The organism is Moorena sp. SIO4G3 (assembly GCF_010692305.1).
In the GTDB taxonomy this organism is placed as follows: domain Bacteria; phylum Cyanobacteriota; class Cyanobacteriia; order Cyanobacteriales; family Coleofasciculaceae; genus Moorena; species Moorena producens_A.
Map to the genome: position 1 here is coordinate 1 of NZ_JAAHIG010000166.1, position 18,653 is coordinate 18,653.

Annotated in this window: 16 protein-coding genes; 7 read left to right on the top strand and 9 right to left on the bottom strand. The window is 45.0% G+C overall.

What is annotated here, in order from left to right:
- The coding region (locus tag F6J99_RS25045; protein WP_293116347.1) for a calcium-binding protein at nucleotides 1–1,336 on the top strand (1,336 nt) is incomplete at its 5' end.
- Nucleotide 1,337: 1 nt separating this feature from the next.
- Here the strand turns inward: F6J99_RS25045 and F6J99_RS25050 are convergent.
- The 5 genes from F6J99_RS25050 to F6J99_RS25070 all read right to left on the bottom strand — a co-directional run bounded on the left by F6J99_RS25050 (nucleotide 1,338) and on the right by F6J99_RS25070 (nucleotide 5,993).
- On the bottom strand, nucleotides 1,338–1,742 hold the full coding sequence (locus tag F6J99_RS25050) for a hypothetical protein (protein ID WP_070394268.1): 405 nt from the start codon (nucleotides 1,740–1,742) through the stop codon (nucleotides 1,338–1,340).
- A gap of 26 nt (nucleotides 1,743–1,768) precedes the next feature.
- Nucleotides 1,769–2,770 carry a protein translocase subunit SecF gene (gene secF, locus F6J99_RS25055; protein ID WP_070394269.1) on the bottom strand — a complete coding sequence of 334 codons (1,002 nt, stop codon included), beginning with the start codon at nucleotides 2,768–2,770 and terminating at the stop codon, nucleotides 1,769–1,771.
- Entirely contained in the window at nucleotides 2,767–2,907 is a 141-nt protein-coding gene (locus F6J99_RS25060; RefSeq protein ID WP_293116351.1) for a hypothetical protein, read from the bottom strand. The genes secF and F6J99_RS25060 overlap by 4 nt, the downstream gene beginning before the upstream one ends.
- Nucleotides 2,908–3,160: 253 nt before the next feature.
- On the bottom strand, nucleotides 3,161–4,555 hold the full coding sequence (gene secD, locus F6J99_RS25065; RefSeq protein WP_070394270.1) for a protein translocase subunit SecD: 1,395 nt from the start codon (nucleotides 4,553–4,555) through the stop codon (nucleotides 3,161–3,163).
- 454 nt (nucleotides 4,556–5,009) lie between these two features.
- Nucleotides 5,010–5,993, bottom strand: a complete 984-nt coding sequence (locus F6J99_RS25070) for an alpha-ketoacid dehydrogenase subunit beta (protein WP_070394271.1) — start codon at nucleotides 5,991–5,993, stop codon at nucleotides 5,010–5,012.
- Nucleotides 5,994–6,399: 406 nt separating this feature from the next.
- Here F6J99_RS25070 and dnaK point away from each other — a divergent pair, with 406 nt between their 5' ends.
- From dnaK to F6J99_RS25085, 3 genes are all read left to right on the top strand, one after another.
- A complete protein-coding gene (gene dnaK / locus F6J99_RS25075) occupies nucleotides 6,400–8,415 on the top strand; it encodes a molecular chaperone DnaK (protein WP_293116353.1) in 2,016 nt (671 codons plus the stop codon).
- 150 nt (nucleotides 8,416–8,565) lie between these two features.
- Nucleotides 8,566–10,047, top strand: a complete 1,482-nt coding sequence (locus tag F6J99_RS25080; protein ID WP_293116355.1) for a zinc ribbon domain-containing protein — start codon at nucleotides 8,566–8,568, stop codon at nucleotides 10,045–10,047.
- Between the two features lie 262 nt (nucleotides 10,048–10,309).
- A complete protein-coding gene (locus tag F6J99_RS25085; protein ID WP_070396829.1) occupies nucleotides 10,310–11,356 on the top strand; it encodes a DnaJ C-terminal domain-containing protein in 1,047 nt (348 codons plus the stop codon).
- Between the two features lie 56 nt (nucleotides 11,357–11,412).
- Here the strand turns inward: F6J99_RS25085 and F6J99_RS25090 are convergent, their stop codons facing one another.
- Complete coding sequence (locus tag F6J99_RS25090) at nucleotides 11,413–12,111, bottom strand: phosphate ABC transporter permease (protein WP_293116357.1); 699 nt, start codon at nucleotides 12,109–12,111, stop codon at nucleotides 11,413–11,415.
- Nucleotides 12,112–12,270: 159 nt separating this feature from the next.
- On the bottom strand, nucleotides 12,271–13,098 hold the full coding sequence (gene dapB / locus F6J99_RS25095) for a 4-hydroxy-tetrahydrodipicolinate reductase (RefSeq protein WP_293116359.1): 828 nt from the start codon (nucleotides 13,096–13,098) through the stop codon (nucleotides 12,271–12,273).
- Between the two features lie 384 nt (nucleotides 13,099–13,482).
- Between dapB and F6J99_RS25100 the strand changes: the two genes are divergently transcribed.
- On the top strand, nucleotides 13,483–13,812 hold the full coding sequence (locus tag F6J99_RS25100; protein WP_070396830.1) for an STAS domain-containing protein: 330 nt from the start codon (nucleotides 13,483–13,485) through the stop codon (nucleotides 13,810–13,812).
- A 518-nt stretch (nucleotides 13,813–14,330) separates the two neighbouring features.
- Here F6J99_RS25100 and F6J99_RS25105 read toward each other — a convergent pair.
- Nucleotides 14,331–15,476: a SpoIIE family protein phosphatase gene (locus tag F6J99_RS25105; RefSeq protein WP_070394275.1), complete on the bottom strand. Its 1,146-nt coding sequence runs from the start codon at nucleotides 15,474–15,476 to the stop codon at nucleotides 14,331–14,333.
- A 586-nt stretch (nucleotides 15,477–16,062) separates the two neighbouring features.
- Here F6J99_RS25105 and F6J99_RS25110 point away from each other — a divergent pair.
- The gene (locus F6J99_RS25110) at nucleotides 16,063–16,554 is read left to right on the top strand and encodes an ATP-binding protein (protein ID WP_293116362.1); all 492 of its coding nucleotides are present in this window, start codon (nucleotides 16,063–16,065) and stop codon (nucleotides 16,552–16,554) included.
- Between the two features lie 484 nt (nucleotides 16,555–17,038).
- The gene (locus F6J99_RS25115) at nucleotides 17,039–17,182 is read left to right on the top strand and encodes a hypothetical protein (RefSeq protein WP_293116364.1); all 144 of its coding nucleotides are present in this window, start codon (nucleotides 17,039–17,041) and stop codon (nucleotides 17,180–17,182) included.
- A 56-nt stretch (nucleotides 17,183–17,238) separates the two neighbouring features.
- Here F6J99_RS25115 and F6J99_RS25120 read toward each other — a convergent pair whose 3' ends face one another.
- A complete protein-coding gene (locus F6J99_RS25120) occupies nucleotides 17,239–18,624 on the bottom strand; it encodes a cytochrome P450 (protein WP_293116366.1) in 1,386 nt (461 codons plus the stop codon).
- Between the last annotated feature and the right edge of the window lie 29 nt (nucleotides 18,625–18,653).

The window sequence follows — 18,653 nt, forward strand, 5'->3', positions numbered from 1 at the left end:
AGGTACCGAGACAGGTACCGGCACAGGTACCGGCACAGGTACCGAGACAGGTACCGAAACAGGTACCGAGACAGGTACCGGAACAGGTACCGAGACAGGTACCGAGACAGGTACCGAGACAGGTACCGGCACAGGTACCGAGACAGGTACCGGCACAGGTACCGGCACAGGTACCGAGACAGGTACCGAAACAGGTACCGAGACAGGTACCGGAACAGGTACCGAGACAGGTACCGAGACAGGTACCGAGACAGGTACCAAGCCAATTATTGCTGCTGCCCCAGCTATTCCAGCTCCTGCCCCAGATCCAGATACCGACGGCATTGATGCTACTGTCACATTTACCGGCAATCAGCTGGCACTGTTCCCAGATAACAAATTGACTCTGAGTGATGCTAATAACACCACTCTTGTTGGCGCAACAGTAACAATTGCTAATCTGCTGAATCCCGGAAAGGAAGAGCTGACTGTTGACAACACTGATACCCTGATTGCGGTTAGCTTCGATGCTGACAATGGTATCCTGACCTTAGATGGGGTAGATACCATCAAAAATTACCAGCAAGTCCTCAACACCCTCCAGTATGAAAACACATCTGGTGTGGATAACGATCCAGAGACAGTGTTTAATGCCCCTGGTCGCATTATCGAGTTTGTGGTTGATGATGGTTTAGCTTTCAACAACGTAAGTGAAGTAGCTACTCTGATTACCATCCAAGATAATGACTCGACGGTAATTGGTACTTTCCAGGATGATACCTTGCTTGGGGGTAATGGCAACGATAGCCTAGAAGGTAACTCAGGGGATGACTCCCTCGACGGTGGAGCTGGAAATGATACCCTGGTTGGAGGAGATAACTCAGACACCCTGCTCGGTGGTGACGGTGATGACGTCCTGGATGGTGGGACTAATGAAGACTTCCTAGATGGTGGAGCTGGTAATGATAACTTGTCTGGGGGAGAAAACTCAGACACCTTGATCGGTGGTGAGGGTAATGACTCCCTGTTTGGTGGTAACAGTGATGATACCTTAGAAGGCGGATTAGGGGCTGATATCTTATCTGGCGGAGGCGGCTCTGACACCTACGTCTTGAGCCCTGGTGAGGGAACAGATACTGTGTTTAGTTTTGAAGATGGAATCGATCTGTTCGAGTTAGGTGGAGGTCTGACCTTTGATGACCTGGTAATTGGTAATAACCTAGGCGCGACTACTATTAGTATTGCTGACCCTGCTAGTATTACTGGCACTGGCGAAGTCTTAGCACAGGTGTTCGGTATATCCACGACTCAGCTCACAGCGGCAGATTTTATTGTTGATCAGGATGTAATCGTTTAATTCAAGAGCCGCACACCCACTTCCAGAGTGGGTGTGTTGGGCCTTGCTGACAAATCCGCTGTACTTGTTGCTCCAGGCGTTTCTGTTCTAAGGGTGGTAATCCAAATAAAATATTGCGACTTTGCCAAACTAAGACGGCTAAGGTTGTGCCAATACAGATAGCTAAACCTAGTGCAGGCAAATGGTTGTAGATAATACTATACCGGAGTGCTGCCCAGGTAAAATGCGATCGCATCAGGGAAATTTCATACTGCCAAGCCCACAGGCTTAATGGAGCAACAGTTATCCAGAGAATGCCTACGAAAATCCACCTACCATAAACAGTTAATTGATGTAATCGTTTTACCCTGGCCTGAAGGATTGGGTCAAGGGTAATTTTTCGTCTTGGGCTATCTGGTTGCTCCATAATTAGAAGACTATTGAAAATGATAACTAAACTTCATCAGAAAATTCTGCTTCAATCACTGAAGTCCCCTCCTTTTCTGGATTAACTGCAACCTCGACTACAGACTGAGCTTTACCAGTGCGCTCTCTCCACCAAGCTAAGAGGGTACTGGCAATAAAAATACTGGAGTAAGACCCTGCTGTAAAACCAATAATTAGTGCTAAGGCAAAGAATTTTAGGGTTTCTCCCCCGAACAGCAAGATTGCTAACAGGGGTAGCAAGGTAGTTAAGGTGGTATTGATGGAGCGGGTTAAGGTTTGATTAACAGCATCCTCTACAATTTGATTGATATGTTGACCTGGCTTGAGTTTAATTACTTCTCGCACCCGGTCGTAAATCACCACAGTATCATTAACAGAAAAACCAATAATTGTCAATAGGGCAACCACAAATAAGGTATCGACTTCTACCCCTAGCACTAAACCTAGGATAGAGAAAAGACCAATAGCGATTAAGACATCGTGGAACAGGGCAACGAAAGCGAATAGGCCATAATCAAACTCGAATCGGAAGGTAAGGTAGACAAAGATGCCCACAAAGGCCATAAACAAAGCGATTAAGCCAGAAATAAACAGTTGCCTGCCTAAGGTGGGACCAACGGTGTCAATCTGAGTAGATTTGGGATCGAAAACACCAAGACGCTCCGTTAGGGCAGTTTGCAACTGGGTGCGTTGTTCAACATCTAATGTTTTAGTCCGAATTGTCAGGGCTTGTTTTTCTTCCCCTAGTATTTGGATACTGCTATTGCCAAGACCTTGTGCTGTCATGACGTCTCGCACCATAGCCAAATCGATGGGTTGGTCGCAGTTTCCGGGTTGAGTACAGTCTCTCTCTAGTTGTAGGCGGGTACCACCAACGAAATCGAGACCTAACCGTAAAGGGGCTCCTAGTTGGAGAAAAGAAATCACCATGGCAATGATACCGACCGTAATCAGGGCGGTTGAGATGCTCCACCAAAGCGATCGCGTTTTAATTACATTAAGTTTCATATTGACTTTTCTATTAGTAAATCCTTATATAGCAAAGGGAGTAGGGAGTAGGGAGTAGGGAGTAGGGAGTAGGGAGTAGGGAACAGGGAATAGGGAATAGGGAATAGGGAACAGGAATTAGGTAACAAAATTATCACAATTACTATACGGATTGCTATAAATTAGTAATTATGAATTATGAATTATGAAATGGTTTTTTTGGTGGAACCGGAACATGGTCAACTAAACACTATATCCACAACTATATTCACAACTTTATCCATAACTAGGATGAAGGATTAAATAGGTTTTTTAGTTGAAACCGATCATAGCCAAATAAACGCTTTATCCATAACTAGGAATTACACTTCCTACTTCCTAGTTCCTACTTCCTAGTTCCTACTTTGTCAATTATTGGCTTGGTAAATTGGGGCAGAAGAGTTCTGGTTTCTGACGTATCCCTGGAAGTCCTAAAACTGCCACGAGCATCAGGGTGCGACTACAGGTCACGGCGGTAAACATACTGATTCCTACCCCAATGCCTAGGGTTACGGCAAAGCCTTTGACTAGACCTGAGCCTAGCCAAAACAGTACTGCACAGGCGATTAATGTGGTCACAGTTGCATCTAAAATACTAGAAAAGGCTCGGTAAAACCCGGACTCTACTGAGCGATACAAGGTCTTACCAGCACGTAATTCTTCCCGTGTCCGCTCAAAAATCAGCACATTGGCATCAACTGCCATACCGATACTAAGGATAAAACCAGCAATTCCGGGTAGGGTTAAGGTAACACCTAATAAGGCAAATGCTGCGATGGTGAGTAAAGCGTAGATACTCAGAGCAATATTAGCAATGATGCCAGGCAGTCGGTAATAGAACACCATAAAGATTAATACTAAAATCAGACCAACTACAGCAGCATAGATACTACGTTGAATACTATCTCGTCCTAAGGTTGCCCCTACGGTGCGATTCTCCACGATTTCTACTGGCAAAGGTAAGGAACCTCCCCGCAGCTGGGCAGCAAATTCATAGGCACTTTCGGCATCAAAGTTACCGGTAATCACTGCTGCACCACCACTGATGCCATTTTCAGCATATTGCGCTGCCACACTCGGAGCACTAATTAGTAAGTTGTCGAGGAAAATACCAATGCTGCGTCCTGTACCGGCAATGTTCTTGGTCAGCTCAGCAAACTTTTGAGCTCCATCACTATCGAATCGAATAGCCACTTCCCAAGCACCACCAGTTTGAAGAGGTTGGGGACGAGCATCTTGGAGGTTTTTCCCAGTCAGACCAGTGCTTTCAAATAGTTCAAGGATGGCTTGGTTACTACGATTGATAGCAGCTTGATTTTCTGCGATCGCATCTCCATCACCACTGTTGCGCAATACCTCTTGGTTTAATTGTAGTTCTCGTAGCACTTGCTGTTCAACCTGCAGCTGTGCGTCTGTACCAATGTTTTGCTTGAGAAAATCCAGCTGTGCTGTTCCTCCTAGTACCCGTTCCGCTTGTTGCGGGTCATTGACACCAGGTAGCTGTACCAAAAGCTGGTCTTTGCCAACGGTTTGCACTACCGACTCAGAAACCCCTAGGGCATTGACTCGACCTTCTATAACAGTTTTAACTGCGTCTAATTGCTCAGCCGTGATTTCGGTAATCTCTTCGGTAGTGTTAATCTGAATTGTGAGTTGAGCCCCTCCCTGCAAGTCCAGTCCTAACCGGATTGGAAATTGCACCAGCAATATGATTGCTGTAATTACAAGTACTAGGATTAAGGCTAATAGTGAACGCTGTTTTTGCATAACTACGACCCGCCGCAACAAATGCTATGATAATCCGTTTTGGCGAGCCTAGTAACTGAGAAATTATAAAGTCTCAAGTCGTAAGCATATGCGCTACCCGCACGCGTGCGCGTTCAGCCATCAATGGTCAGCCGTGAGCTTTTAGCTCACGCGTGCGCGTTCAGCTTTACATGAGTCAGATTAAACGTAATGCTTACTTGTTTTCTTCAAAAGTTCCGTAGCTTCCCAATAACCTATCAATCAAATAGCACCATCTGTAGCGCATTAGCTGATCGCTTAAGTAAAGTCAGCAAGTCTGAATGCTGGAGGTTTAAGTATTCCATCGATTGGTTACTTAGTATGCTTACTAAGTAATTGAAATCTTTTTAACCTCCAGCATCTACTAATCAGCAACGCCCCCTGCATGGCTAATGCCTAAGCTTTATTTGCCAAGCTTTATTTGCCAAGCTTTTAGTTAAATCCGCAAAGCCACCATCTTTTTCACACCCTCGACAATCTGATGGGGTTGGACAATGGTGAGATTTTCCAGAGTCCCGTTGTAGGGAGTGGGAATATCTTGGGATGAAAGCCGAAGCACTGGCGCATCGAGTTCATCAAACCAGCGCTCGTTAATCGATGCTGTTAATTCTGCTCCAATGCCACCGGTTTTCATGCACTCTTCTACAATAATGACTCGGTGGGTTTTGGCCAGTGAAGCACCAATGGTTTCAAAGTCTAGAGGCTTTAGGGAAATTAGGTCAATTACTTCAGGATCATACCCCTCTTTTTCCAGCTGCTTAGCCGCTTGGATAGCGTGGTGACGCATCCGGGAGTAGGTGAGAATGGTAACATCTTTCCCAGGGCGTACAACTTCAGCTTTATCAAGGGGTACTAAGTACTCCTGGTCTGGCAGATTTTCTTTGAGATTGTAGAGCAGGACGTGTTCAAAGAACAGTACTGGGTTATCATCTCGAATGGCAGATTTCAGCAACCCTTTTCCATTGTAGGGGGTGGAGCAAGCAACGATTTTGAGACCAGGAACTGCCTGAAAGTAGGCTTCTAGACGCTGGGAGTGTTCGGCACCTAACTGACGTCCGACACCACCAGGGCCTCTAACCACCATGGGAATTTTAAAATTACCACCAGAGGTATAACGCAGCATCCCAGCATTGTTGGAAATTTGGTTGAATGCCAGGAGTAAAAACCCCATATTCATGCCTTCGACAATTGGTCGTAAGCCTGTCATTGCTGCACCAACAGCTAGACCAGTAAAGCTATTTTCGGCAATGGGGGTATCCAGAAGCCGCAAGTCACCGTATTTTTTACACAGATCTTTGGTAACTTTGTAGGAACCACCGTAGTGACCAACATCTTCACCGATTACAAATACTGTCTCATCCCGTGCCATTTCTTCGTCTATGGCTTCACGCAGAGCATTAAAGAATAGTGTTTCTGCCATTAATAATTCAATATAGGGGGCTACTGTGATCGTAGCATTGCCAGAGCCATCGGATAAGGCACAGGGAAGTTTACCAGAGGTAAGTCGGGCAGATGCAAGCCTTAATCAATAGTTTGTTGAAGCTAATTCACTCTATCGTCCCGTTTGCTAACATAATCTCTATTATGATAGGATGCTTATTTTAAAATTCTGCTCAATTTGAGCATAACTCAAGGGATAGAATAGATTCAGCACTTCGGGGCATCCCTTAGCATAACTGCAAGGGTCAGGGGTCTAGGGTGACTACGCTTCGGAAAACCGAACCACTGGCTATATACAATTTTAATCAAAATATCATCTATATATATAGTAGTTGAAATTCATTTAACGAGTTGACAGCATTCATCTTGAGGAGAATAAAGGACGCATGGGCAAGGTAGTCGGCATTGACCTGGGTACAACAAACTCCGTGGTGGCTGTCATCGAAGGCGGTAAGCCGGTGGTAATTGCTAATGCGGAAGGTATGCGCACAACTCCGTCAATGGTTGGCTTTAGTAAGGATGGGGAAAGGGTTGTAGGACAATTGGCACGCCGCCAAGCTGTGCTTAATCCCCAAAATACTTTCTATGGGGTGAAGCGGTATATTGGACGTAAGTATGCTGAACTCAATCCAGAGTCGAAGCGGGTTGCTTATACTATTCGTCGGGATGAAACTGGTAATGTGAGAATTAAGTGCCCCCGCTTGAAAAAAGACTTTGCCCCAGAGGAAATTTCTGCGATGATCCTGCGGAAGTTGGCGGATGAGGCCAGCCGCTACCTGGGAGAGGAGGTAACAGGGACAGTAATAACAGTCCCGGCTTACTTTAATGATTCTCAACGGCAAGCCACACGAGATGCTGGACGAATTGCTGGGTTAGAGGTTCTGCGGATTCTTAATGAACCAACAGCAGCGTCTTTGGCTTATGGCTTGGATCTAGAGGCAAGCCAAACCATCCTAGTATTTGATTTGGGTGGGGGTACCTTTGATGTCTCCATCCTAGAGGTGGGGGATGGGGTGTGTGAAGTGCTATCAACCAGTGGTGATACTCAACTGGGGGGCAATGATTTTGATCGAAAAATTGTTGACTGGTTGGCAGAGCAATTTTTGGAATCAGAGGGAATTGATCTACGACGCGATCGCCAAGCCCTACAACGGCTGACTGAAGCTGCAGAAAAAGCTAAGATCGAGCTGTCTGGGGTGGGTGTAACTGATATTAATTTGCCCTTTATTACAGCTACAGAAGATGGTCCAAAACACCTAGAAACTAGGCTGAAGCGCTCTCAGTTTGAAGAGCTATGTGTGGATCTAGTTAGTCGTTTGCGCAGACCCCTAAAACGAGCTTTCAAAGATGCTGGCTTAACTCCTATGGACATTGATGAAGTGATCTTGGTAGGAGGGGGAACCCGCACCCCGATGGTACAACAATTGGTGCGCAGCTTAATCGATCGGGAACCGAATCAGAACGTTAATCCTGATGAGGTAGTGGCAGTAGGAGCTGCAATTCAAGGAGGAATTCTCAACAGTGAAGTAAAAGATATCCTATTGCTGGATGTAACCCCGTTGTCCTTGGGTTTGGAAACTATTGGTGGGGTGATGAAAAAGTTAATCCCCCGGAACACGACTATCCCAGTCCGACGGTCTGATATTTTTTCCACCTCCCAAAATAATCAGACTTTGGTGGAAATTCATGTCCTGCAAGGGGAACGGGATATGGCAACAGATAATAAGTCTTTGGGTCGGTTTAAGTTGACTGGTATTCCCCCAGCACCACGGGGAGTGCCCCAAATTCAGGTGGCTTTTGATATTGATGCCAATGGGATTTTGCAGGTATTGGCACTGGATAAAACTACTGGTCGAGAACAAAGCATTACCATTCAAGGGGCTTCTACCCTGAGTGAGGCGGAAGTCAATAAAATGATTCGTGAGGCAGAAGAATACGCCGAGATTGACCGGGAACGACGGGAACGAGTAGAAAAGCGCAATCGGGCAGAAAGTTTGGCTAATGAAGCGGAACGGCAACTGCGGGAGGTAGCCCTAGATTTTGGTAGACAGTTTGCTAGTGGTTATCGGCGTCAGATTGAAGGCTTAATTCAGGAGATGCGTCAATCCGTTGCCCAAAATGATGACCGAGCTATTGATCGGACTCAAGGTGATCTACAAGATGCCCTCTATGAGCTCAAGCGAGAGGTACGGCTGCAATATGAGGACGAAGAGGATGATGACTTCTTTGGGTCAATTCGTCGCACCTTCACCGGAGATAGTGACACAGACCGATATTCTGAACGGGATTACCGCCGGGATTCCTATGACTCCTATGGGGCTAGTTCATCGAGATCCAGTCGCGATCGCTATCGCAGAAACCCCCTTGAAAATGATTGGGATGAGGATGATGATTGGTTCTAAATTAGTCAGTAGTTAGTTGTCAGTAGTCAGTAGCCATAACTAATTAGCAGTTAGTCTTTAGGTAAAAGCCTTGCCATTAAACCCCCAAAAACCGGGATAAAACGGGATTTTTTGGGGTATAATAGACAAAAATGCCAAGAATAGCGAACGATGTCTAAGCGCAAGAAAAAATCAGGCACAACAAAGAAGCTTTCAACCCAGGTAGTCCCAGTAATTGGGATGTCAATGGCAGTTGAAACTGAGCTTTTTGCCATAATGCAACGCTTAGGCATCGTTCGTTCTGAGTCCTACAACAAGCTTGGCAGCGTTAGCCATTGGGGGCTTGATTGGAGGAAAGCTTATCCAGAAATTAGAGCTTTTAGAACTCCTGAGTCTTTAGAAGTGCCATCTAAACTGATGGAATGGACAGTAAGTGACGTGGCTAAAGCAATTACTGCCCAACAAGCCGCTTGTATTGAAGCATTAGGGAAAATTCTGCATAAGCGATTTCCAGGCCAAGAAAATAAAAAGCGCCGAAATGAATGCTACAAACAGCTATCAAGTCCCAGTTTCGTTGATAATCCATTTCTACATCGAATTGTTAGGAAGCAGTTTCAGCGTGGTCATTCTTCGACAAGAAATCAGATAATTTACCAACAGGGTGGGTACTCCTGTAAACGTATTTCCCGACACACTTACCAGTTAGAACTAGCGGGATTACGTAGAGGTAAACGGAATCGGATTCTGGTAAGGTCTAATCGTAAACTAACTGGACAGATTAGACTAATTTATAATCTTCAATTACAACGCTTTGAAGTCCACTTTATCGTTGATTATGGAACTGTCAATCTCCCGGCTGAACATCGTTCTATTGGTGTGGATAAGGGTTACACAGAAGCGTTTTATGATTCAGATGGCCGTGCCCATGGGTTAGGTCTAGGAAAATTAGCAACTGCTAAGTCTAATAGAATTACCTTGAAAAACCGCAATCGTGGAAAATTGTGGGCACTACATCGAAAGCTAGAGAAAATAGATCCGGTTAAGTCAGCTCGCATACTAGAAAATAATCTGAGCCGAAAAACGGAAAATCGTCGCTACAGAAAAGACCAGGCAGGAATTCTAGCCATTATAGGCGCTGCAAGTAGGTCACTTTTTAATGGGGAATCATTGAAAGTATTCGCAGAAGATTTAACCGAACCAATCAAAGGGAAACGTCAATCATTAGCAATGTCTCGAAAATTGAATAGCTGGATGAAAGGAGCTATTCGAGACTCTTTACAAAAATGGGCTAACTGGACTGGTTCAGTAGTTTTAGAAATTCAGCCAAGCTACACGTCGCAAGTTGACTCCGTAACTGGCACCCTGTTAGGGGTCAGGAAAGGGGACACCTTTACCAGATTTAATGGGGTCGTGTTGCAGGCTGATCACAATGCTGCACGGAATATTCTTGGTCGTGGTACAGATCACGAGATCTCCCGGTATACGAAAAGGGAAGAAGTCCAAGCAGTATTGTTGCGTCGTACCGCGCGTTTCCTCGAAGGTATGGACTTGAGTTTAGCTGATGCGGTTAAGCTAGGATGGCTTGATTCTAAGCATAGCAGAACTCAAGCTTTTAGGGATCTCCTGGCCGGGATGCCAGGAACGCTTAGATAGTGAGTGGAAGGTTCGACTCCAGTTACTGCTTGACCACTCCTCACTCAAGCAACAATAAATTGACCTTGACCGATTTATCCGGGTTTACCCCGATTAATACCGGTTTAAGAGTATCCCAACTCGGCTGTTCGCTTCAAACAATACTGACAATTGACGATTAATCGAGAATAGATCAACAAAGCGATGCAGCCCCTTAATACAGGGGTTTCCCCGATCAGGGAGTGCATTAAGACACTTCATTATTGACTAATTACTAATGACTATGCAAAACTATCGAGATTACTATGAAATGTTGGGTGTACCGACAGAGGCATCCAGCGAGGAAATTAAAAAGGCTTATCGGCGGTTAGCTCGACAGTATCACCCTGACCTGAATCCTGGAGATAAGACAGCAGAAGACAAGTTTAAGGATATTGGTGAGGCATATGAAGTTCTCTCTGACCCGAATCGGCGATCGCAGTACGACCAATTCAGCCGATATTGGCAGAAGAAGAAATTTGGTAGAAAAGCGGCTAAAGCTGCTACTTTGATTAAAAATGTAGGCTGGAACGGCAATGGTCGTGGTTCAGCCCAAGGAGAGGATTATGGCAATTACCGGGACTTTAACACCTTCGTTGATCAACTACTCGGACGTCGCTCTACTAGAAAGGCAACATCAACCCCACCTCCAGGGACTCGGGTAAGTTCGGACAGTGCGTTTCGACCAGGGAAAACTAAAACAGCCTACACGGTTAGTTCTCGTCTGAGACCTCAACCGAAATCCCAGCCTCAGCCTCAACCTTATCCCAAACCTCAACCTCAAGATATTGACGCTCGATTAACCCTACCTTTGGAAAAAGCCTATAAAGGGGGTCGAGAGCGAATTCGCCTAGAAGATGGACGGGGTTTAGAAATTGAGCTACCTGCTGGGATGGTAACCGGTGCCCTGGTGCGGCTCCAAGGTCAAGGTATTGATGGTGGATGTTTAAATTTAAAAATCACTGTGTCACCTCATCCCTTCTTTAAATTAGAGGAATTTGATGTCATTTGTGTAGTACCAGTAACACCTGCTGAAGCAGTATTAGGTGACTTAATAGAAGTTCCCACCTTGGATGGTAGAGTGCAAATTAATGTTCCTAGTGGGGTGAGGTCAGGACAAAAATTGCGCTTGGCCAATAAGGGTTATCCCAATCCAGAGGGGGGACGAGGGGATCAGGTAGTAGAAATTCAGATTGTTGTGCCCACCGAAGTCACTGAGGAGGTCAGAGAACTCTACGAAAAACTACGGCAAATTGATAATTTTAATCCTCGCCAGGATTTACTGGTCTAGGAAAAAGCCTGACATCCAAGCATCTTAACCATGACCGTTAATGATTAAGTTAATGGTTAATAGGATCTTCGACGCCTAGAACTACGGGGACGTTGTCTGGAAGAAGAGCGCTCTTGATTCCTCAACTTACGACTAACTTGGACAAAGACATCTCGTTGCAGGTAAGGATAGTCATTTACCCAAATGTCTAAGCTAGGAATATAAATATCACTGGTCTGAGCAATCTTGCCTAAGTCAGGCTGATTGGACATGACCAACATCTGAGCAATTTGTCCAGGTGAAATATTTTTGTGGAGGCTTTGAAGGGGAACTTGCAGCTGACTCATAAATCCAGTTTTATCTTCTACTTCTAGATTTAACCGTCTCTCCCGGTGTTCCACAATTACCAACTCACCCCGCTGATTGACTTGTTCTTCTGTACCAATCAACTCCTCGGTTACAAATACATCTTCGATTCGGCCTTGCCAGAAGCCGCTATAGCCATATCGGCGCATCTTCAGGTTCCGCATACTTGCCCAATATACAGGACCCCACAACCAGTAAAGCCCTGCAGTGATCTCGAATAACACGCGGAAGGGAGCAAAACCTGAACCAAGAATCAAAGCTAAAATTAAAATCACCACGACTGCGATCAGAGAAATTAACAGTCGCCTTAAAAAATCTCGAAACTTACCCCAGTAGTAGCGATACTGGAGCCCCGTGGCTAGGACGGGAACAATTTGTTCAAACTTCTCGCGGGTGATGGGAATTAGCATGGGTTTTGTACTTCGTTCTTAGTCCTTAGTCTTTAGTTACTCAGTATTTAGTGTTTAGTTTTTAGATTTCTTGTGATTGATCTCAATTTTGACAAATCACCAATGAGTAATGACTAATGACTAATGACTAATGACTAATGACCAATAACCAATAACTGGTTACAAGATTTTCTCTAACCCATATAGTAGACCCTTAAGCTGGGTAACTTTGCGAATCGCGAGCAGTACTCCTGGCATATAGCAGGAACGGTCGCTGGTGTCGTGACGTAGGGTGTAGATTTGACCAGGGGCACCAAAGATGACTTCTTGGTGAGCAATTAAGCCAGGTAAACGCACGCTATGAATCCGAATGTTGTCTTCTGCAATGCTTCCCCTGGCACCTTTTAGTTTTTCGGTTTCTTCCACCATGGCCGGATTATAGGTTTTACCGGCTCCAGCCATGCGTTGGGCAGTTTGAATGGCAGTACCGCTGGGAGCGTCGGCTTTTTGGTTGTGGTGGAGTTCGATGATTTCTACGTGGTCAAAGTATTGAGAAGCTTGCACAGCTGCTTGTTGCAGTAATGCCATACCAATGGAGAAGTTGGGGATAATTAGGCAGCCAGTGCTGGCTTTTTCAGCAAATTCCGACAGGTCTTTGATTTGGTCGGGACTAAGACCAGTGGTGCCAACTACGGGGCGGATACCGTATGCGATCGCAGTTCGGATGTTGTCGTATATGCTGTCAGGGTGGGTAAAGTCTACCATCACCCCTTGGGTTTTTTCTTGGGTAGCCAGAACTAGATTGGCTTGCAGGTCATTGAGAATGGGAATTTCAACTGGTTCGCACCCGGCTACTTCTCCGGCGTCTTGACCTAGATACTTAGGATTGGTATCGATGGCACCGATTAGGGTTATGTCTTGGGCTTGAGATACAGCCTTAATCACCTCTCGACCCATTTTTCCGGCGGCACCGTTTACGACTACTGGAATGGGATTTGAATTGGACATGGTTTCAGGATAGTTTGGGGCTCTGCCAAGGCAATTTTAATCTATATTGCGTCATCTATATTGGGAGTTTTCGTGGGAGTGGGGTTAGGGGATGGAACCGTGAAAACCCGAGCGGACACCACGGATAGCACCAAGGGTAGATCGGTTCAAATCTTGCTTGTTGTGATCAGCCTGCGCTATTAGCCCCCAAATTCATCCCAAATTCAAGTTTACTATGCTCTTTATCGGTGAGGCTAATCCTGAAAGAAGCGATTAGTGCTGTAGTACTAGGTTAAGTCGTGAGTCAGCTCCATGGTTATTGTCCAACCCAAGTCTGGCTGAAATTATTTGTCACGGCTATACTAGCAAAGTCAGTATATGTTTGTAACTAGCTTAATTTGGTATATGAGTATTGTTGTTAAAGTCGTTCAACCCACAGGCATTCTAGATGGTACAAAAGCTGGCGATTTTCGTCAAGAGGTTACTGAGCTGGTGAAATCTAACGCAGATATTATTTTGATTAATTTTCAAGATGTTACTTTTATGGATAGTTCTGGTTTGGGAGCGTTGGTACTTGCTCTGAAAACTATTCGTGCTGCTGGGAGCAAGATGTATATCTGCTCAGTTAATGAGCAAATCAGAATGTTATTTGAACTGACCAGCATGGACAGAGTATTTGACATCTTTCCTACACGAGAAGATTTTGAAAGCGAGGTGCTGTCTACGACGACATAATTGCAGGGAATTCTATAGGGCGAACGCCGTTGGGCGTAGCCCTTTCCAAATCCTAGATTTTGTTTTAAGCTGTTGCCCATTTAAATTGAATATTATTCAGTTATAAAAAAAAATAAAACCCTCTCCCCTGCTCCCCTGCGCCCCTGTTGTCATAACAAATTTAAATGAAGAGCAGCTTAGGGAAGGTAGGAAGATGTTTTAGGGAAATTTCCTAAAGCTTGATGAATTCGACATAACCAACTATCCGACCATTGAGGAGTCAGGAGCTTCGAGTCATAATAATTTATTTTTCAGTAATTTTTCAGTAATTTTTCAGTAATTTTTGCGAAAGAATCCACCACTCGTTCTTTATACTCCCACTAACCTGGCTGAATGCTTCTGATGATTTACGGCAATTGAGTATTTTGTCTTCTCTTTAAAAGCTGCCAATTTTTGACATTACCCATTGCCCATGGGCGCACGCTAAGCAAACGGCCCACGCTACGGAAACTGAGGTTGATTAGCCCAGAACGAGCTGTTCATACAAAATTGATTTCTAGTAACGATAAATCATCATCAAAATAGTGTTTAGGGTTCACGGCTTGCAGAGATTTCAAAATCAAATCTAAGTGACAAGCACCATTGTGATTTTGCTTACACTCTGCCAGCAATCTGATGAAGGGCTCAAGTCCCCAAACGTTGCCATTGGATTGGTCAATCTCGTAAATCCCATCGCTGAATATATATAGGGTGCTCGATTCAGTAATTTCACAGCATTGATCAATATAATCGGCATCTGGGAACATACCAACAGGTAAGCCAGGCGTTTTTAGACGTTGTACTTCCATCAAGGAACCATGGGTCTGAGCAATTAATATTGCGGGTGGATGTCCTGCACTAGCATAGACCAGTTGACGCTTGACCTGGTTATATACCCCATACCAGACCGTGAAGTACTTATCATTTCGCTCAGTAATCTGGAAGGTTTGGTTCAACCCTCGTAGAACATCACTCGGTTGATAGTAGTTAATCGACTTTAGAGCCCGCGACCTGAGTAAATTTAGCACTGAAAGTGTGGGCAAGGCAGCTCGTAAGCCATGTCCAGCAGCATCCAGCAGATAAATTGCTAAATGCTCTGAGTCTAGCCAATAATAGTCAAAGCCATCACCCCCCAGTTTCCGGGAGGGAATAAATCGGGTGTCAATGGTCACCGATGGTTTGCTCATCCGGTCTGGAAGAATCGAACTAACATACTCTGCTGCCTCTGCTAATTCTCCCTCTAACAACTGCTTTTGGTGCTGCAAATCATGACTGAGTTGGTGTAACCTCAAGCCAGCCCTGACTCGTGCGTTCAACTCTGCTATTTCGATCGGCTTACACAGAAAGTCATCTGCTCCAGCATCTAACCCCTCTACCCGGTCTTCAATGGAATTTCGAGATGTCACCAGAATAAATATGGTGGTTGAGAGTCCCGGTGTTGCCTTGAGTTGACGACAGACATCCAATCCATTCATACCGGGCATAATCCAATCGCAAATGACTAGCGCTGGACGTAACTTTTGTACCTGCACCAAACCTTCTTCGCCGTTGCTAGCTACAGCTACCTCATAACCCTGGTGGCAAAGGGTCCGTTTCAGTAACATTTGCATGGCTGGATCATCATCAATAATCAGAATTTGGTTCATAGCACTGAGGTTTTAGAAATTACTTTAGGATTTATCAATACACTGACTTACAATGAAGACAGCCAGTAGATTCTGACCGGCTGAATTTCACGAAACCTTGATCGCGTAGCGTGACGTTCCGTCAATCAGACCCCAAGACAAGTTAGACTGAGTTACTTTTATTGATGGCATTCCCTATTGGCGTACCGGATTTATTTGTTATAACTTTTGTGTCTTGCACCGGTTCCGGTTTCTTCCCCCTTTTATAAATCTCCATCAATTATTGCTATTTTGGTCAACATTATATAGGGCAATACCCCCTAGAGGGCAAGACCCCCTGGCTTGATATAAAACGGAAAAAGAAACCCCATTTGGCTCAATGGTTTTCAAGGGTGCTTCTGGCAGAGCTTCTAGAAAAAATTTTCTTTGAAGGCAATCTTTTTGAAGGCAATTGAGTATTAGTCCATGGTACAGGGAGATATAAATCTAGGTTAGACTGGATTCCTTGATCTTAGAGTACCCTTTGGAGAGAATCAGGCTTCAATGTGGTTGATGTATGTGGTTGATGTATGTGGTTGATGTAAAAGATTTTGAGGAATTGAAAAAATTGAAAACATCTATCGAACTTCCTAGCGAGCTTAAGGCGTTAGAAAACGCTTTGGGATGGTTTGACCAGTTCAAACCATCGTATGTTCGCCAAAAAGTCTGGTTGCAGTGCCAATTAGCTCTCGCTGAAGGATTTACCAATGCCGTTCGTCATGCTCACAAAGATTTGCCAGAAGACGTTTCCATTGATGTCGAAGTTACTTTATTCCCCCAGCGCTTAGAGTTACGCATCTGGGATCAAGGCCCTCCCTTTGATTTAGAACAGCGGCTTATAGACCTCAAGCAGCAAATGAACCTTCAATCTGGTGGTGGACGTGGCATCGCTATACTACACAAAATCGCTGATCATCTCAGCTATACCCGTACCGATGACAACCGGAACTGTTTGTTAATTGTGAAGTGTTATCAGGAATTGGGAAAGAGGGATTTAAAAACTTTTTGTAAAGAAAATGTTAAGGAGTCTCGATTACCAATTGTCAGACCGATGGAGTAGGATAATGAGATGGGTGACCTAAGTGGCTGAAACTCGCTTTGCTGTGCTAGTTAGACTTTTGTTGACATTTATTTAGACTCAGCACAAAATAACACAAAATCTTTAATATTCTGAGTAATTCACTATTTTGTTTGGCAACACCATCATTAAACTCCTTGGGGACTCCCGTTATACCCGTATTAAGCAGCGTCTGGCACTACCAGTAAGGGTTAGCGGGAGACGGGGCGTATAAAGTGCGGACGCAGGTGACCCACACAGCTCCTTGGGAATTGGAGACTGGATCTGTTGCGCTTCTTGATAATCTTTGCTTTGATCAAGAAATATTAAGAATGCACTTAGTGGTGCCGGTTTGCGCGCAAGCTGAAAAGCCGCTGCATTAAGCGTAGACCAGAAAACAAGTAAGCTCAATGATTTGATCTGCTGAGTGATTAGGCTGAAAGGTTCAGCCGTTAAGAGTTTTGTACTATTAAGAATCCCAGCTCCTTTGGAGCCGCTACGGGAACGCTATAATCCCGTTCTGGAGCGCGATGGGAGTATCAAACCGGGTTTGAAAGAGTATGTTCGCAAAATGCGATCGCATTTTGCGGCCTTTTTCGGTGACCTTACTGGCGGCAAAGACTCTCGGTGATCACCGATAACTGTTTCTGTTGCTATGGGACAATTACTGGGAAAATTACTTTGATCCTAAATAGAATTTACGGTAGCAGGTTTTGGTGAATCCTTCGCAACACGTTGACCTGTCATCACCATCGGAACTCCATTTTCCGGAGCAATCGCGAATCCACGACGAGCTGGTTTAATGATTTTGTCTTGTGCTAGGGCTAAGTGATAATTAGACAATACCTTAGCCAAAACCAGTTTCATTTCCAACATCGCCAAAGCAGCACCAATACAGCGTCGGTTTCCACCACCAAAGGGAAAATACTCATAGGCAGAGTATTGACGCTCAAGGAATCGTTCTGGTTTAAACTGATCTGAGTCTGGATAGAGGTCTTCTCGACGATGGGTTAAATAGGGACAGGCAGAGAGGGTAGTATTGGCCTGATAGTGGTGACCCATAATGGTAATTGGGGCTGTGGTAATGCGGGCGAAGATCACAAACGCCACTGGGTAAATCCGCAGGGTTTCGTAGGCTACTGCTGTGAGATAGGGCAGTTGGGCAATGGCCATCGGGTCGGGATTATCCCCTAAGCTATCAATTTCCTCTAGCAGTTTTTGGCGCACTGTTGGTAATCGATGAATCCAGTAGAATGCCCAAGCTAAAGCGGTTGCAGTAGTCTCATGACCTGCAAATAAGAGAGTCATCAACTGATCTTTTAACTCCTGATCACTCATCAACTCACCATTTTCGTCCCGAGCAGACATCATTAAACTGAGAATGTCATTGCCCATATGCTCGGGTTGCTCTCGGCGCTGATTAATCTCTTCCTGAAGGAGGTTATAAATTTGCTGCCTACGCCGCACCCACTTGCCCCAAGGACTCCAAGCCCCTAAATCTCGTTGCAGGAACTTAAAAAACAGCATACTAGAGCGCAGGGGGGAAGCTGTCATATCTAGCATCGCTGCCAGCAGTAGCTTGAGTTTTTGGTAACGGGGTCCGTGACCTAGACCGAAAACCCCCTGCATGATTACCTGGATGGTAATGTCTTGCATGGCACTACGGGCAGTAAAGGCTTGACCGATTACCCACTGACTCGCTACCTGCTGGGTAATATCACAAATCAATTGACTGTAGGAATTAATTCGTTGGCCATGAAAGGGAGGAATCAAGAGTTTACGCTGCCGCTGGTGGGGTTGACCATCGAGTAAAGTCATTGAGGTTTCCCCCAGCAAGGGTCGTAGCAACTGATTTCGTTCACCAGATTTAAACTGGCTAGGAGGAGCGGTCAAGACTTCCTGAATTCCTTGGGGGTGGCTGACCATGACTAACGGTCCCAAAGCAGTTAGCCGTAGGGTAAATGTATCTCCATAGCGTTCTACACACTGCTCCAAATACTTCAGAGGGTCAGCAATCCAATAGATTAACTGTAACCATTTAGGGATTTGAGGACCATCAGGTAATTTACTCATACTCGTTGTCCTGTGTTACTTTCTCTTGA

Coding starts and splice junctions, on each gene's coding strand:
- secD (WP_070394270.1), bottom strand. CDS start 4,555: ATGCAAAAACAGCGTTCACTATTAGCCTTAATCCTAGTACTTGTAATT.
- secF (WP_070394269.1), bottom strand. CDS start 2,770: ATGAAACTTAATGTAATTAAAACGCGATCGCTTTGGTGGAGCATCTCA.
- F6J99_RS25070 (WP_070394271.1), bottom strand. CDS start 5,993: ATGGCAGAAACACTATTCTTTAATGCTCTGCGTGAAGCCATAGACGAA.
- F6J99_RS25100 (WP_070396830.1), top strand. CDS start 13,483: ATGAGTATTGTTGTTAAAGTCGTTCAACCCACAGGCATTCTAGATGGT.
- F6J99_RS25085 (WP_070396829.1), top strand. CDS start 10,310: ATGCAAAACTATCGAGATTACTATGAAATGTTGGGTGTACCGACAGAG.
- F6J99_RS25080 (WP_293116355.1), top strand. CDS start 8,566: ATGTCTAAGCGCAAGAAAAAATCAGGCACAACAAAGAAGCTTTCAACC.
- F6J99_RS25050 (WP_070394268.1), bottom strand. CDS start 1,742: ATGGAGCAACCAGATAGCCCAAGACGAAAAATTACCCTTGACCCAATC.
- F6J99_RS25090 (WP_293116357.1), bottom strand. CDS start 12,111: ATGCTAATTCCCATCACCCGCGAGAAGTTTGAACAAATTGTTCCCGTC.
- dnaK (WP_293116353.1), top strand. CDS start 6,400: ATGGGCAAGGTAGTCGGCATTGACCTGGGTACAACAAACTCCGTGGTG.
- F6J99_RS25120 (WP_293116366.1), bottom strand. CDS start 18,624: ATGAGTAAATTACCTGATGGTCCTCAAATCCCTAAATGGTTACAGTTA.
- F6J99_RS25105 (WP_070394275.1), bottom strand. CDS start 15,476: ATGAACCAAATTCTGATTATTGATGATGATCCAGCCATGCAAATGTTA.
- dapB (WP_293116359.1), bottom strand. CDS start 13,098: ATGTCCAATTCAAATCCCATTCCAGTAGTCGTAAACGGTGCCGCCGGA.